The organism is Rhizobium grahamii (assembly GCF_009498215.1).
In the GTDB taxonomy this organism is placed as follows: domain Bacteria; phylum Pseudomonadota; class Alphaproteobacteria; order Rhizobiales; family Rhizobiaceae; genus Rhizobium; species Rhizobium grahamii_A.
The window spans coordinates 1,072,875-1,086,034 of record NZ_CP043499.1 but is presented as its reverse complement, the minus strand read 5'-3'; the positions used below and the strand labels follow the sequence as shown (position 1 = coordinate 1,086,034).

At 57.7% G+C, this 13,160-nt stretch carries 16 protein-coding genes; 7 read left to right on the top strand and 9 right to left on the bottom strand.

The window, feature by feature from the left end; translation table 11 throughout:
* Positions 1 to 27 precede the first annotated feature (27 nt).
* Together FZ934_RS28585 and FZ934_RS28580 are read left to right on the top strand one after the other, a co-directional pair.
* A complete protein-coding gene (locus FZ934_RS28585; protein ID WP_348649097.1) occupies positions 28 to 363 on the top strand; it encodes a hypothetical protein in 336 nt (111 codons plus the stop codon).
* Positions 324 to 674 (top strand): hypothetical protein, encoded by a 351-nt coding sequence (locus FZ934_RS28580; RefSeq protein ID WP_348649096.1) that lies wholly within the window; start codon positions 324 to 326, stop codon positions 672 to 674. Before FZ934_RS28585 ends, FZ934_RS28580 begins: the two co-directional genes overlap by 40 nt.
* Before the next feature lie 356 nt (positions 675 to 1,030).
* Here the strand turns inward: FZ934_RS28580 and FZ934_RS23920 are convergent, their stop codons facing one another.
* The 4 genes from FZ934_RS23920 to FZ934_RS23905 all read right to left on the bottom strand — a co-directional run bounded on the left by FZ934_RS23920 (position 1,031) and on the right by FZ934_RS23905 (position 4,404).
* Complete coding sequence (locus FZ934_RS23920) at positions 1,031 to 1,864, bottom strand: SDR family oxidoreductase (protein WP_153273329.1); 834 nt, start codon at positions 1,862 to 1,864, stop codon at positions 1,031 to 1,033.
* 157 nt (positions 1,865 to 2,021) lie between these two features.
* A complete protein-coding gene (locus FZ934_RS23915; RefSeq protein ID WP_153273328.1) occupies positions 2,022 to 2,630 on the bottom strand; it encodes a hypothetical protein in 609 nt (202 codons plus the stop codon).
* An 8-nt stretch (positions 2,631 to 2,638) separates the two neighbouring features.
* Positions 2,639 to 3,937, bottom strand: a complete 1,299-nt coding sequence (locus FZ934_RS23910; protein WP_153273327.1) for a flagellar hook protein FlgE — start codon at positions 3,935 to 3,937, stop codon at positions 2,639 to 2,641.
* 32 nt (positions 3,938 to 3,969) lie between these two features.
* Complete coding sequence (locus FZ934_RS23905) at positions 3,970 to 4,404, bottom strand: EF-hand domain-containing protein (protein ID WP_153273326.1); 435 nt, start codon at positions 4,402 to 4,404, stop codon at positions 3,970 to 3,972.
* A 775-nt stretch (positions 4,405 to 5,179) separates the two neighbouring features.
* On the opposite strand from FZ934_RS23905, the gene FZ934_RS23900 reads away from it, so the two are divergent.
* Positions 5,180 to 5,926, top strand: coding sequence for an SDR family NAD(P)-dependent oxidoreductase (locus FZ934_RS23900; protein WP_153274013.1), 747 nt, complete (start codon positions 5,180 to 5,182; stop codon positions 5,924 to 5,926).
* A gap of 47 nt (positions 5,927 to 5,973) precedes the next feature.
* Here the strand turns inward: FZ934_RS23900 and FZ934_RS28735 are convergent, their stop codons facing one another.
* Positions 5,974 to 6,093, bottom strand: a complete 120-nt coding sequence (locus FZ934_RS28735) for a hypothetical protein (protein WP_246738048.1) — start codon at positions 6,091 to 6,093, stop codon at positions 5,974 to 5,976.
* Positions 6,094 to 6,408: 315 nt separating this feature from the next.
* Here FZ934_RS28735 and FZ934_RS23890 point away from each other — a divergent pair, with 315 nt between their 5' ends.
* The gene (locus FZ934_RS23890) at positions 6,409 to 7,179 is read left to right on the top strand and encodes an alpha/beta fold hydrolase (RefSeq protein ID WP_432443667.1); all 771 of its coding nucleotides are present in this window, start codon (positions 6,409 to 6,411) and stop codon (positions 7,177 to 7,179) included.
* A 201-nt stretch (positions 7,180 to 7,380) separates the two neighbouring features.
* Here the strand turns inward: FZ934_RS23890 and FZ934_RS23885 are convergent, their stop codons facing one another.
* Positions 7,381 to 7,632 (bottom strand): hypothetical protein, encoded by a 252-nt coding sequence (locus FZ934_RS23885; RefSeq protein WP_153273323.1) that lies wholly within the window; start codon positions 7,630 to 7,632, stop codon positions 7,381 to 7,383.
* A gap of 110 nt (positions 7,633 to 7,742) precedes the next feature.
* Here FZ934_RS23885 and FZ934_RS23880 point away from each other — a divergent pair, with 110 nt between their 5' ends.
* Entirely contained in the window at positions 7,743 to 8,177 is a 435-nt protein-coding gene (locus tag FZ934_RS23880) for a hypothetical protein (protein WP_153273322.1), read from the top strand.
* Between the two features lie 51 nt (positions 8,178 to 8,228).
* On the opposite strand, the gene FZ934_RS23875 is transcribed toward FZ934_RS23880, so the two are convergent.
* On the bottom strand, positions 8,229 to 8,981 hold the full coding sequence (locus tag FZ934_RS23875) for an SDR family oxidoreductase (protein WP_153273321.1): 753 nt from the start codon (positions 8,979 to 8,981) through the stop codon (positions 8,229 to 8,231).
* Positions 8,982 to 9,243: 262 nt separating this feature from the next.
* Between FZ934_RS23875 and FZ934_RS23870 the strand changes: the two genes are divergently transcribed.
* Positions 9,244 to 9,882, top strand: coding sequence for a response regulator transcription factor (locus FZ934_RS23870; protein WP_153273320.1), 639 nt, complete (start codon positions 9,244 to 9,246; stop codon positions 9,880 to 9,882).
* A gap of 272 nt (positions 9,883 to 10,154) precedes the next feature.
* Positions 10,155 to 10,916: an SDR family oxidoreductase gene (locus FZ934_RS23865; protein ID WP_153273319.1), complete on the top strand. Its 762-nt coding sequence runs from the start codon at positions 10,155 to 10,157 to the stop codon at positions 10,914 to 10,916.
* 485 nt (positions 10,917 to 11,401) lie between these two features.
* On the opposite strand, the gene FZ934_RS23860 is transcribed toward FZ934_RS23865, so the two are convergent.
* Together FZ934_RS23860 and FZ934_RS23855 are read right to left on the bottom strand one after the other, a co-directional pair.
* Positions 11,402 to 12,373, bottom strand: coding sequence for an alpha/beta fold hydrolase (locus tag FZ934_RS23860; protein ID WP_153273318.1), 972 nt, complete (start codon positions 12,371 to 12,373; stop codon positions 11,402 to 11,404).
* Positions 12,374 to 12,483: 110 nt separating this feature from the next.
* The gene (locus FZ934_RS23855) at positions 12,484 to 13,065 is read right to left on the bottom strand and encodes a hypothetical protein (protein ID WP_153273317.1); all 582 of its coding nucleotides are present in this window, start codon (positions 13,063 to 13,065) and stop codon (positions 12,484 to 12,486) included.
* Positions 13,066 to 13,160: the final 95 nt, after the last annotated feature.

Below are 13,160 nucleotides of genomic sequence, written 5' to 3'. Positions count from 1 at the left end.
CCTGAGACCTATTGCCTGGAGATAGTGATGGCTGTTGAACTCAAACGCACCCTTGCCGGCGTGGTTGTGCCGGATACCGAGATTGTCCGAAAGGCGTTGGAGTACGCCGGAAAAATATACGAGCCATACTTATTCAATCACGTAATGCGCTCGTGGCTGTTTGCGGCGAGCCTGGCGAAGATTCAGAATATCGATCACGACGAAGAAGTTGTTGCCCTAGGCACCCTTCTGCATGACGTGACGTTGAATACGTCGTTTCGGGACCGCGCCGCTTCGAGGTCGAAGGGGCCGATATTGCGCGACGCTTCGCGTTGGAAGCCGGGGTGGTCGGCCAGCGGGCGCAACTTATCTGGGATAGTGTAGCCCTCAACTCGACGCCCTCGATCGGACTCTACAAGGAGCCGGAGGTTGCGCTTTGTACGGCCGGTATCTGCCTCGATGTGGTCGGTCTGCAGTATTCCCAAATTCCAGCTGAAGAGATAAGGGCGATCGTCGACGCCTTCCCAAGGTTGAGTTTGAAGAAGAAGATGACCAGCTGCTTCTGCCACATGATCGAGAACGCTCCAGACACGAGCTACGACAATTTTCTGCGCGACTTCGGACAGCGGTATGTGGCCGGCTACGAAGGGCCGTCTTCTGCGGATTTCGTGATGAACGCTCCCTTCGACAGCTAGGCGTCTAAACACGTGTTTGCATACTGCCTATTCGCGATGAGAACCGCGCGGGAGAGAGGTTCACCGGTCCGTGAATCGGAGATCTTGCCGGGAACACTCGTTTGGGATCCCGAGCCCGGCGCGCACGGCGACGGTCTCCAGCGCAACGTGTTACCTCTATCCAAAACCAACGTATATCTACTCTCGGGGCCAGCCGCGCAGTAATTTCCAGGCGTCAAGATCGTGGTTTCCCTCCCAAGCGACTTGACTATCCTCGGTCTCCCTCGTCGCCGAGGACTGCGGACGCCGCGTCCGCATAGTGGGGCCGTCTTCCCGCCGGAGACGGCCCTTTTCACGTGCCACCTTGGCCGTCGAGATCAGTCCGTGAACCCGATCGACTCGCTAACTGCCAACCACTTGGCAGCGTCTAGTGCCCGTGTCCGCTCTCCGGCCTCTATCCGCTTCACCGCGTCACTTCCGAGAACCAGATGGTGAGGCAATTCGCTACTCAGCGCGAAATCGTAGATGACCTTCGCGCACTCTTCAGGGTCACCCGGTTCCTGACCAACGATTTCCCGGCCAAATCTTAGATTGGGGCCGATGACTTTCTCGTATTCCGGCAAGAGCTCAGGCGGATTTGCCAGCGCAGATGCGGTCCATTTCGTTCTGAGGCTGCCTGGTTCTATCGAGACAACCCTTACACCCAATGGTCCGACTTCCTTAGCCAGAGCTTCCGAGAAGCCACTGACGGCGAATTTCGCCGCGCAATAGGCAACTGTTCCCGCTGCAGCGACACGGCCAGCCGAAGAAGAGATGTTCAATATCGTACCTGATCCGCGCTTCCGCATGAGTGGCAGGGTCGCCCGACACATATTGACGACGCCGAAGAAGTTCGCATCGATTTCATCGTTGAAGTCCTCGGCTGTCGTCTGCTCGAACGGAGCGACGCGCGCGAAGCCAGCATTGTTCACCAAGACATCGACACCGCCAAACACGCGCGCGGCCTCGTTCACAGCGGCTTGGCAAATCTTTGCGGCGGTAACGTCAAGTTCGAATAGGCGTACGTTGTCACCGTATCGACTATGAAGGTCCTCCAATGCTGAAAGACTTCGAGCTGTCGCCATCACGCGGTCGCCGCGCGCCAACACCGTTTCGGCTATTGCGCGTCCTAGGCCGCTCGAACACCCAGTGACTAGCCACGTCGTGCCCATGCAGAATCTCCTTGAGGATTTGAAACAGCGGTTAGGTAGGAGGATCCGAGCAGGCTCGAAAGTGGGAGAGATTTGGACGCAGCGTCCAAAAACGGACCGAAGGAAGCCAACCCGCCGTGTCGCTTCCCGGTGCGAATACCGCTACGCTATCTGACAGCTAGAACCGATATCTCACAGCAACTTCCACGGACTTTACGAAGGGAGGGCTGTACAGCTTGCCGATCCGCTCGCCTGCTTTCAACTGCAGTGCAATCGCGCAGTTGGCGGACAGTCCGGAGTTCTCGGGCACAATGGTAGTGGAGGCTGGCGTGGACGTTACATCGAGGGTCCAACACGATTTCGCCTCAAGGTCCAAGATCATCAGTCTAAGTTCTGCGAAACGCTGCCATTCGCCGAGCCTGCTGGTATCCCATTTCCAGGTCAGCGAGGCCACTCGGCTGGGGTAGGGAATCTGGAATTCTGGACAAAGTGCGACGCCGTTTATCCATTGGCCGCCGCCGAGAGCCACGGGCCCAGGCCCGGAGCCGGTCCATTTGGCCAGGCGGCTTTCGCTTGGGTCTGTTTTCCGTGCGATTGAAAGGCCGCCAAGGGTCGGCAGGACGCCCTGTTCTTCTGGGGAAAGGATGAGTTGTGTCAGCATTTTATTACCGGATATCGACGCGTCCGACGGTACGGAACGACGCTTAATTTCGGGTTCTCGCGGGAAAGAATTTTGGAAGTGGACGCGGAAACCGACGCCGGGCGGAATAGCGATTTCGCCCGGCATCGCGACCGTTATCGCTTGAGGTTTACAAGCACGTCGAGGATGTCAGAGCCGGTCTGAAATACCTTGGAGTTCGCCGTATAGCTTCGCTGGGCCTCGACCATTGTCGTGAGCTGATCGGCGAGATCGACGTTTGAGCCTTCAAGCGATCCGGAATTGATCACGCCAAGACCGTTCGTTTGAGGAAAGCCGGTTACTGTCACGCCGGAGTCTCCGTTCGCCGTGTAGATGTTGCCGTTCAGCGGCGTCAGAAGATCCGGGCTTGGGACGGTCGCCAGCGGGATACGGTAGATGGGCTTGGGGTCTGCCGATTTGTAAATCGCGTAGACCGTACCGTCCTTGTCGATCTTGATATCCGTGACGGCGCTCGGGGCCTGTCCATTCAGCCGGCCATTTCCCGAGAAGTCGGAAGCGACCTGGCCCATCTTACTGAAATCCATGTCGATCGTGTTCCCCGTTATCGGATCGCTGATGGTGACCTCGCCGGTGCTCGTCTGCTTTCCGTTCTTATCGAAAGTCAACGTCTGCACGGCGACCGCGTCGTTGGAGTAGGGGAAGGGGCTGGAGCCGACCGCCGCGTCGGCATTGCGGAATACGGCGACCTCCCATGTGGAGTCGACGGGGGGAGTGGCCGTGGGGTCCCCCGCCGAGGTCTTTGTGAAATACAGATCGTACATCACAGTGTTTCCGAGGTTGTCGTAACCGACGACCGACATCTTCTTGGTGTCCGCGGTCGTGCTGGATGGATCGTTTGCGCCCGGCAGCGTGTCTGTTCCCGTGGGGGCGACCTTCGCGTTCGAATTCAGATTGCCTTCAAACGATCCGGAATCCGACGGCCTGGCGACAAGGCCGCCAAGGTTTTTGATATTGATCGGCACGAGGCCGTCAAAGCCGTTGACCACGACGGCCGGAGATCCGGACGTGTAGGGGTATCCCATCAGGGTATATTGAGCCGAGTTCTTCAGATTGCCGGTGTCATCAGGAAGAAAGTCGCCCGCACGGGTCAGAACCGTCGTCCCGTCGTCGCCCTGGACGATGAAGAAGCCGTCTCCCTTGATCGACAGGTCAGTGCCGGAGGTCGTCGATGTGTAGTTGCCTTCCTGGGAAATCGAGTATCGCGTCGTGCTTTGAACGCCTCCCGAGTTATAGTTGCCGGACGAACCAGGGATGACAAGCGTCGAGAATGCGATTGACGCGCTCTTGTAGCCAACCGTGTTGACGTTCGCTATGTTGTCGGCGACCGTGCTCAGACGATTTGCCTGCGCGTTCATACCCGATATTGCGGTTTTCATGCTGCCGAAGATGCTCATTGAAAATGCTCCTGAAGTGACGATTGAAAAGCTTAGACGCGGGGATTGCGAAGGCGCTCGGCCAAGTCTCGATCGAGGTGCCCGACACTTACGGGGAGCATTTTAGCGAGCCCTTCGCCGAGCTCGGTTTCGTCGACCCAGCCCTTGCCTGTCGTGTCGATCGTCGCCCATCGTTTCTCGTTCGCGGCCGTATCATTTGGGCGGTCGTTGAGTTCGGCAAGGCGGGCCTGGCCGTTCAGGTACTCATCCCTGGTAACCTTGCCGTTCTTATCGGAGTCCGCCCAGTCGAGGGATTGCCGGGCCATCCGCGCATGAAAGTCGGCAACGAGTTGGTCGTCGCTCGTGGTCGGCTTAGCCTTGGGTTGTTCGGACTGAAGCAAGGCCATTTTTTCGTCGGCGATCGACGGTGGCCTGCGGTTCGTGCTTGAAAACACACTATAAATCGAATTGTAGGACTCAACTTTCATGACGCTCCATTTCCCGTTGATGGCGGTAGGTGGGCGCACGCTGGGTCGACGGGCTTGCTTCAAACTTGCCAAAAACGAGTATCGGCGGCCAATGTTGCAACCGCAACCATATGTATATTACTGGTTGCAGTATCTTTAATTGGTTCGCGTCAAAATCGGCTATCAAACGAGCGTATAGCTGTACGGAGTGTGATGCCCGTGGCCTATTGCCGTGCTTAGAAGCAAGGGTACCACGATGAGTCGAGAGAGGCTGACAACGGCTGCGGCCGCGACGTTGTGGACGATTTTAACATCGAACGGCGCGGCCTCGTAGATCGACGGCAGCCGGGCGGTCTCTTCCTATACTGTCCGCGCAATGTCCGTTGTTTCGATGGCTGTAATAGCCCGGCATGTGGCGAATGGCAGTCGAGCTCGCCCGAACTTTGGCGGTCGGCCGACGCCCGGTCTGGAGATTTCGTAGAGATCAAGATTGCCCGCAGTGCTCGGCCCGGATTCCCGGCAGGTATCTGGGCATAGCATTGGGGTCCACGGCAACGGCACGGGTGTTTCAATCCGTACCGTTGCCGCACAGCCTAGCGCGATCACGAGATCGGCGGCGTTGTCACCGTAACAACTGTCGCGCGATCGATTTCCGAAAGGTGCGGCCGATCCGCGTGGCTGGCTGCACGGCGAAGCCATTCAGCAACTTCAGGAACGAATGATGTTCCGGTCGAGCGGCTAATACCGATCGTCCCGGACGCGTATCTCAGTGACATCGAAAACGGAGCAGTGGAAAATGAAATCTTTAACGGGAAAAGTCGCAATCATTACCGGTGGAAACAGTGGGATAGGGAAGGCGACTGCCAAACGCTTCGCGGAGGAGGGCGCGCAGGTTCTAGTTACCGGTCGTCGCCAAGATGTCGTCGAGGCCGCGGCTGTGGAGATCGGCCAAGATGCCTGGGGCGTCTGCGGAGACGTTGCCGAGCCCGATTTTCACAGACGGTTGGCAGATATGGTGCAGCGGAGGTTCGGTGCCATTGACATCTATGTCGCAAACGCGGGCGTGATAAACCTCGAGGGCTCGGCGACCGTTACGGAGGCAGAATTCGACCGGCATTTCGATATCAACGCGCGCGGTGTCTTCTTCGGCGTGCAAGCGATCGCACCCCTGATCCGCGACGGAGGGAATATCATCGTCACGAGCTCGCTGGCAGCCACCAAAGTGCTCCCGCAGCACACCGTTTACGCGGGCTCCAAGGCGGCGCTAGCGGCTTTCGCACGGAACTGGGCGATTGAGTTCAAGGATCGCCGCATCCGGGTCAACATCCTGAGCCCTGGTCCCGTAGAGACCGAGATACTGAGCAAGCTCGGGGTAAGCGACGCCGACCGCCCCGGCTTCGAGGCCCATATGGCGGGCCTGATCCCAGCAGGTCGCATGGGACGACCCGAAGAGCTCGCCGAGGCAGCACTGTTCCTCGCGTCAAAAGGGTCTTTCGTCAACGGCATGGAACTGATCGTCGACGGGGGAATGCATCTGACCTGAGACCCAATCTCATCGACCCGCTTCGGCGGGTCGATGTCGAGCTAAGCCTAGTTCAGACCCTCGATCGCCAATGCTACTTTCACAGCGGGTCGCGCTCGCATTCGTTCGCGGAACGCGACCAGCGGCTTCGGTGCTTCGAGGCCAAAGCGTTCGGCCCCGAGAAGCATGACAAAAAGATAGCAGTCAGCGACTGTCAGCCTTTCGCCAAACAGATAGTCGCCGGGGCAGCAGAACAATGATTCTGTCGCTTACCGCTTGATGCAGTGTGTCGTTGCACTGGAGGGGATCAAAAGACCCAACGAGCTCCATTGATTGCCTTGGCAAACCTTTGTTTGGGTTGAGGCGGGAGAGGCCGGCAGCGAAACTGCTCTCGTCGCCGTCTGCCGTCAGATCAGACCGGAAACGCTCCCTACCCAACATGATCCACCAAGTGCTAACGGCGGGTAGGGCCTCTAAACATAAAAGGAAAGCAAATGCGCAACATCGCACGGCTCGCAGTCGCGGCGGGCCTCTATATGGCATCCTCAATCACTGGGCATGCGGATACGCCGAAGCCGACAATCGTCTTGGTTCACGGGGCCTTTGCGGACTCGTCAAGCTGGAACCTGGTGGTGACCCGTCTCAAGAAAGATGGATACCCCGTCGTAGCCGTCGCCAACCCTCTCCGTGGCGTCAAAAGCGATGGGGCTTACGTCGCCAACGTTATCAGAGGCGTGAAGACGCCCGTCGTGCTGGTTGGGCACTCCTACGGTGGCTCTGTCATAAGCGACGCGGCAAGCGATGCCCAGAACGTTAAGGCGCTGGTATTCGTCGCCGCTTTTGCGCCCGAAAAAGGAGAGTCCGCTGTGGATCTGTCCGGCAAATTTCCAGGCAGCACGCTGGCACCTACTCTGGCGCCGCCCGTCGTCCTGCCCGGAGGCGAAAAGGACCTTTACATCGATCAGAGCAAGTTTCCCGGGCAATTCGCAGCCGACGTTCCGGCCGCTACTGCGCGCCTGATGGCAGTAGCCCAGCGGCCGATTACCGACGCGGCGCTCGCCGAACCGGCTCCCGCGGCAGCCTGGGAGGCTATCCCGTCGTGGTTCATCTACGGCGACGCAGATAAGAACATTCCACCAAAGACCCTGCAGTGGATGGCCGAGCGAGCAAAGTCGCGAAAGACCGTCGCGGTCGAAGGTGCATCTCACGTCGTCATGATCTCTCACCCCGGTGAAGTGACCAAACTTATAGAAGAGGCCGCATCGGCGAACTGATAGCTGGAGCAGGAGCTACGCCTGGCAAGGCTCCTGCTGCGAACTCCATGCGCCAGTAGCCGACAAGAACGGAAGGCGGAGCCCTACATGATGCATGAGGCCAAGCTGCCCGGCGTGGCGGCGGTCTACATTGTCGACCATGACGAACAATCACGGCTTTCGCTGGCCAAGCTCTTCAAGCATCCAGACATGGAAACGCGACTAACGTCCGGACCCCAGTTCAGCGACTGCCGCGAGGTCGGCGTCACCGTTGCGGGCAACGGCATCTTCTGTGCGCAGCAGCAAGTATGGCATACCGGTCTTGGCAAGCGCGAAATCGACATCTTCCATTTCTGCTTCCGTCTCGATGGCGACAAGGTGCTTTTCGTCGGACACCACGCCCGCAAACTGCAGAAGTGCGTACTTCGCATCGAAAAGCTCCCCATTGGGAAGATAGGCTATAAATTTCTGCAAGATCGGCTCCCCACACTCTGTTGTTGCGCTCAGTGCCCAAACCTTCGTTTGGGAGGTTTCGACTATGTCACGGTGATAATTTCTTCGGCAGTCAACTGAAGGAGATTGAAATGCAGATCGTCAAATTTTGTGTACTCGCAATGGTGTGGTCCAATGTAATCCTAGCCTCCTGGCTCGCGCTCTATATGCTTTACGATCCAGAAGGCTGGTACTATTTCGTTCCAGGCGTGACCGATACCGGGTTTTACAATCAGCATTTCATTCGCGACATCGGCATCATCCAGGGATTCATTGCGCTGGCTTTCGCGATCGGTACTTTCAAGCCTGAGCGCCGAGTTGAACTCTGGGCGGCCGCCACCCTGTGGCTGATTGCCCACGCCTGCTTTCATCTCTGGGAAGTCGCGGTTGGCATTTGCTCGGCCTCGGTCATCGTGCGTGATTTCCCAGCAGTGAGCCTCCCGGCACTGTTTGGTATCGCCGGCACTGTCTGGGCTTGCACGAATTCCGGGATGGCTGGGAAAAGAGTGGCAACTGTCCGTCTCTGATCGGAAACCGCCAAAGCCGTTGCCGGAGCCATGCTAGTTCCGGCGACTTTCTCAAGCACGCAGCGTCCTCGACAGCCAGTCGTGATATGTCAACTTTCCGAGAGCGGCAGGAACCGATGGTACCAGGCCTTCACGGCGTACCGAAACCCCAAAATACGGTGCATTCGGATCTGCAGTGATTGGCCTGCCATCCTCGGTAATGGTCATCAGTTCGTTCGCAAGTTCAAGAAGACTGGCAGCTTCAGGGCCTCCAATCTCGACAATCGAATCTCGCGGTTGCTCGACGATGAGCTTCGCTATCCAGGCGGCCACTTCGTCGCCGGCCACAGGCTGAAGCCGAACCATCGGGAGGCGGATGACACGGCTGTCCGAAGAGGAGCCTATGATACCGCTCAGGAATTCGAAGAACTGGGTAGAGCGGACTATGGTGTGGGGTAAGCCGGAAGCACGGATCAGGTTTTCCTGAACGAGCTTTGCACGGAAATAGTCGTTCTCGACAAGACCTTCAGTTCCGACCACCGAAAGAGCGAGATAATGCTGGATGTTGTGCTTCGTCGCCGACTTCAGCAGATTGGCTCCTGCCTGCTTGAAGAACCCAAGCGCGTCTCCGCTGCCAAACGAACCGAAATTCGTGACGTCTATTACGGCATCCGCACCATCGAACGCTTCGTCCAGGCCATTGCCCGTCAACGCGTTTATTCCGGTGCTGCTGGACGCCTCGACGACGTTCGTTCCATCACGTTCGAGATACCGAACCACCCTCGAGCCCATCGTGCCGCTGGCACCGACCACCACCACCTTCATGTCAAACTCCATAAGATCTGCGATGATGGATCGTAGAAGCTTGTGGTCGGAGTTGCGACTAAACGAAGTTTTGCCTTGACCCAAATGACTTCGATACAGCTGTTTTCTCGCAGCTCGTGATGGGAGAAGGCGGTGGCGCGGGGGAACCTAAACGAAGGTTTATGATCAAGATCGGACCGAACTGTGGTATATCTGCGCGCAGGGTCAAGGTTGGCCAAGGCTGGCTGTGGCAATCGCAGGGCCTGAGATGCGGGGTAGCAACATGCAAATCGCGAATGGGAAACCGGGCGTGCCCGCCGAACCCATCGTTTACGTCGTCGATGACGACGAGGAAATGCGCGAAGCGCTCCTTGATCTCTTCCTGGTTACGAAAAAGCGTGCTTCCGCATTCTCTTCCGGTTCAGAGTTCTTCCAGTGCGCCGACACCACCGCGCCCGGATGCGTCGTCGTTGATTTAAGAATGCCTGGCTGCACCGGGCTCGACTTGCAGGATCGTCTCATTTCGATCGGAAGCAAGCTCCCTGTCATCTTCCTGACCGCGTTTGCCGATGTGCCCACCAGCGTTCGGGCGATGAAGGCGGGGGCGACCGACTTTATAACCAAGCCATTCGTCAATCAGGACCTTCTTCAGGCCGTCGAACACGCCATCGAGATGGACAGCAAGCGGCGGGACACGGACGCCGATCGCGAACGGGTGAGAGCACTTGCCGAAACGCTGACGCCCCGTGAGACCGAGGTTATGCTGGCTGTCGTGCGCGGTCTGATGAACAAGCAGGCGGCCTACGAGCTTGGCATCAGCGAGATGACGGTAAAACTGCATCGTATGAGTGTCATGCGTAAGATGCAGAGCCGCTCGCTACCCGATCTGGTCCGTAAGGCAGAGATGTTGCTGCGGGACTGAACGGCAAGATTGAGGTCTCCATATCCTCGGATATGAACGAAAGCGGACACGCTCGCGCACAGTCGGGGAGTCGATAAGGGATATCCCCAACCTACGTTTAGCTATGCTGTCCAGCATATTCTCCTAGACTTTCGGTAGGTCAGATCCTCGGTCGTAGAGCAGATTAACTCTCAGCGGAGCGGGTCGAGCGTCCAAGCGACCAGGGCCTGACCGTGCGTGTCTATTGCGCCAGTTCGGGCACAGTAGACGGATCACCATAATAGGAGCGAACAATGAAAATCGTCGTGATTGGCGGAACCGGCCTGATTGGTTCGAAACTCGTGAAGCGCCTCGAGACCAAGGGCCATGAGGTGATTGCCGCTTCTCCGGCGTCTGGAGTCAATACGGTTACCGGCGAGGGGCTTGCCGAAGTACTTGCCGGGGCGCAGGTCGTTGTCGATGTCGCGAACTCCCCATCCTTCGAAGACAAGGCGGTCATGGAGTTTTTCCAGGCATCCGGCCGTAACCTGCTGTCCGCTGAAGCGGCGGCTGGTGTGAAACATCACGTGGCGCTGTCCGTCGTCGGGACCGAGCGGTTGCAGGACAGCGGCTATTTTCGGGCCAAGCTGGTTCAGGAGAACCTCATCCGGGAATCGAAGATTCCGTACACGCTGGTCCATTCCACCCAGTTTTTCGAATTTATGTTCGGCATCGCCCAGTCCGGCGTGCAGGGTGACAAGGTTCACCTGTCTCCCGCGCTGATGCAGCCGATCTTCTCCGACGATGTCGCGGACGCGCTCGCGGAAATCGTGCTGGGTTCACCCTCGAACGGGGTGAAGGAAATTGCGGGACCGGAGCCGATCCGCATTGCGGATGCAGTCGAGAAGTACCTTCGTCAGATCGGCGACAAGCGCGAGATCGTCGTTGACAACAAGACGCCGTACTTCGGCGCGGTCCTCAATGACAAGACGCTGATGCCGACCGCTGGCGTACTTCTGGGCCGGACGGCCTATTCCGAGTGGGTGAAGACAGCGACCCCGCCGCCGGCACGTTGATTGCACTCGCAATCAGCCATTTGCCCGATATCTGAAGTGAATGTGGGATCGTCCAGAACTGTGCGGTCCCACATTTTTCGGTAGCCGCAATCGATGTTGGGCGGCCGGTCAGCGTCGCCAAAAGGCGATCATAGTCACAGCCTGCAAATCGTCGACAATCCCACCAAATGACCAGCTTCTGCAGGCAAGTGACATCCGTTGCTCCGCCGGGATTGCCGGTGAGGAGCAGGCAGGCAGACCTACGTATGCGACGTTGCAGCGAACAAGACAATTGCAGTCCTGATGAAGGTTTGCGCGAGCGGAGCGCGGCTAAGGCTGGTGTCTTGCGGCTCTTAGCGGTCGTATGGGCGTACTTCGTGCCTATCGCAGCATGGGTAGCGGAGCATCGCCAGGAGTTGCGTTGAACGTGCCCACGCTGGCGGCAGTATTGAAAAGCTGAGTTTGAGGACCGACGGGGGCGCTCGTGACCGAGCGCCCCCAGGCTGTTAGGCCTGGATGAATGCAAGGATGTCAGCATTGATGACATCTGCATGAGTGGTAGCCATACCGTGAGGCAGCCCCTTGTAAATCTTCAGGGTCGGCTTCTTGAGGAGCTTCGCGGAAAGCTCGGCGGAGTCGGCAACAGGGACAACCTGGTCATCATCGCCGTGGAGTACGAGCGTCGGCACGTCGATGATCTTGAGGTCCTCGGTAAAGTCTGTCTCGGAGAACGCCTTGATGCCGAGGTAGTGCGCGTTTGCTGCTCCCGTCATGCCCTGCCGCCACCAGTTCTTAATCACGGCGTCGTTGGGCTTTGCGCCATCGCGGTTGAAGCCGTAGAACGGGCCGCTTGCCACGTCAAAATAGAACTGCGAGCGATTGGCGGCGAGCGCAGTGCGGAACCCGTCGAAGACCTCCACCGGCAGGCCGCCTGGGTTGGATGGCGTTTTGACCATGATGGGAGGTACTGCTCCGATGAGGACCAGTTTGGATACACGACCCTTGCCGTGACGTGCCGTATAACGCGCTGCCTCGCCGCCGCCAGTCGAGTGACCAACATGGATCGCATTGCGAAGATCGAGGTGTTCGACGACTGCGGCGACATCCGCCGCATAGTGATCCATGTCGTGGCTGTCGCTTACCTGGGCAGACCGGCCATGTCCTCTGCGATCATGTGCAATGACACGGTAGCCCTTGCCGAGGAAGAAAAGCATCTGATTGTCCCAGTCGTCTCCGCTGAGCGGCCAGCCATGGTGGAACACGATAGGTTGCGCGTCTCTGGGACCCCAATCCTTGAAGAAGATTTGGGTGCCATCGCTTGCGGTGACAAAGTGGCTGTCGCCCGAGGTCACTGCTTGAGCCTTCTTTTTGTTTGCCGCGGTCGCCGGCGGACCTCCAACAGCCACCGCGGCTGCAGCGAGTGTCAATGTTCCTGCGACGACATTGCGTCGCGTGGCGCCAAGAGAAGATCTGGTCATCGGTTTCTCCAAAGTAAAATAATTGTTTATTGTATTTGCCGTCAAAATAGACGAGCAATACAATTGCATAATACTATATATATAGATTTTATATTGTAACTATACATAGGTTATATGCGCGTCTGCCGAGCGCGGCCAATTGCCGATGCCGGCATTGCCGCCAGCGTCTTCTCGACCGGAAGTTTCTCCCGCCACTCGTACAGATGAGTTCCCGCCTGATGACCTTTGACGATGAGGTCTCGCTCAACGGCGAGGAAGAACTCGGCATGTATCCGGTCGCTGAAGCCAGCGAATAACATGCGCTGGATGCGAGAAGTTGAATGCCGCTCCCGGACTTCGATCTCGATGATTCCTATCGTCGCATCCCAATGCGCTACCGTCAGCGGATTCTTCTCGGATAGGAGAGCGAGATCCGAATACGCGTAGATCTCGGGCAATTCGAAGAATTCATCAATCTCGGCGCGTCCGACTTGTTCATGGTCCGGCTGCCAGTTGTTGATATTCAGAGGCCCCATATGATGCTCTGAGAAGAGGTGTCCTTCATCGATGCGATCACGGCATCTGTAACCAAACCCGTTTTTGCACAACGTAAGTTGGACATCGGCACTGTCGAATTCGAAGGGCCTGTCGCGGATGCGATCAATGATCCGTTTTAGATCTCGCAGATAGCCCGTATAGGAAGTGACAGCCATGATGAGACCCACGATGCGCGTCCGTCGACGATTGACGTCGTGATCGGACGGCGCGCTGATGATCAGGTAAAACTGTTCCTGCTGGCGACGGCTAG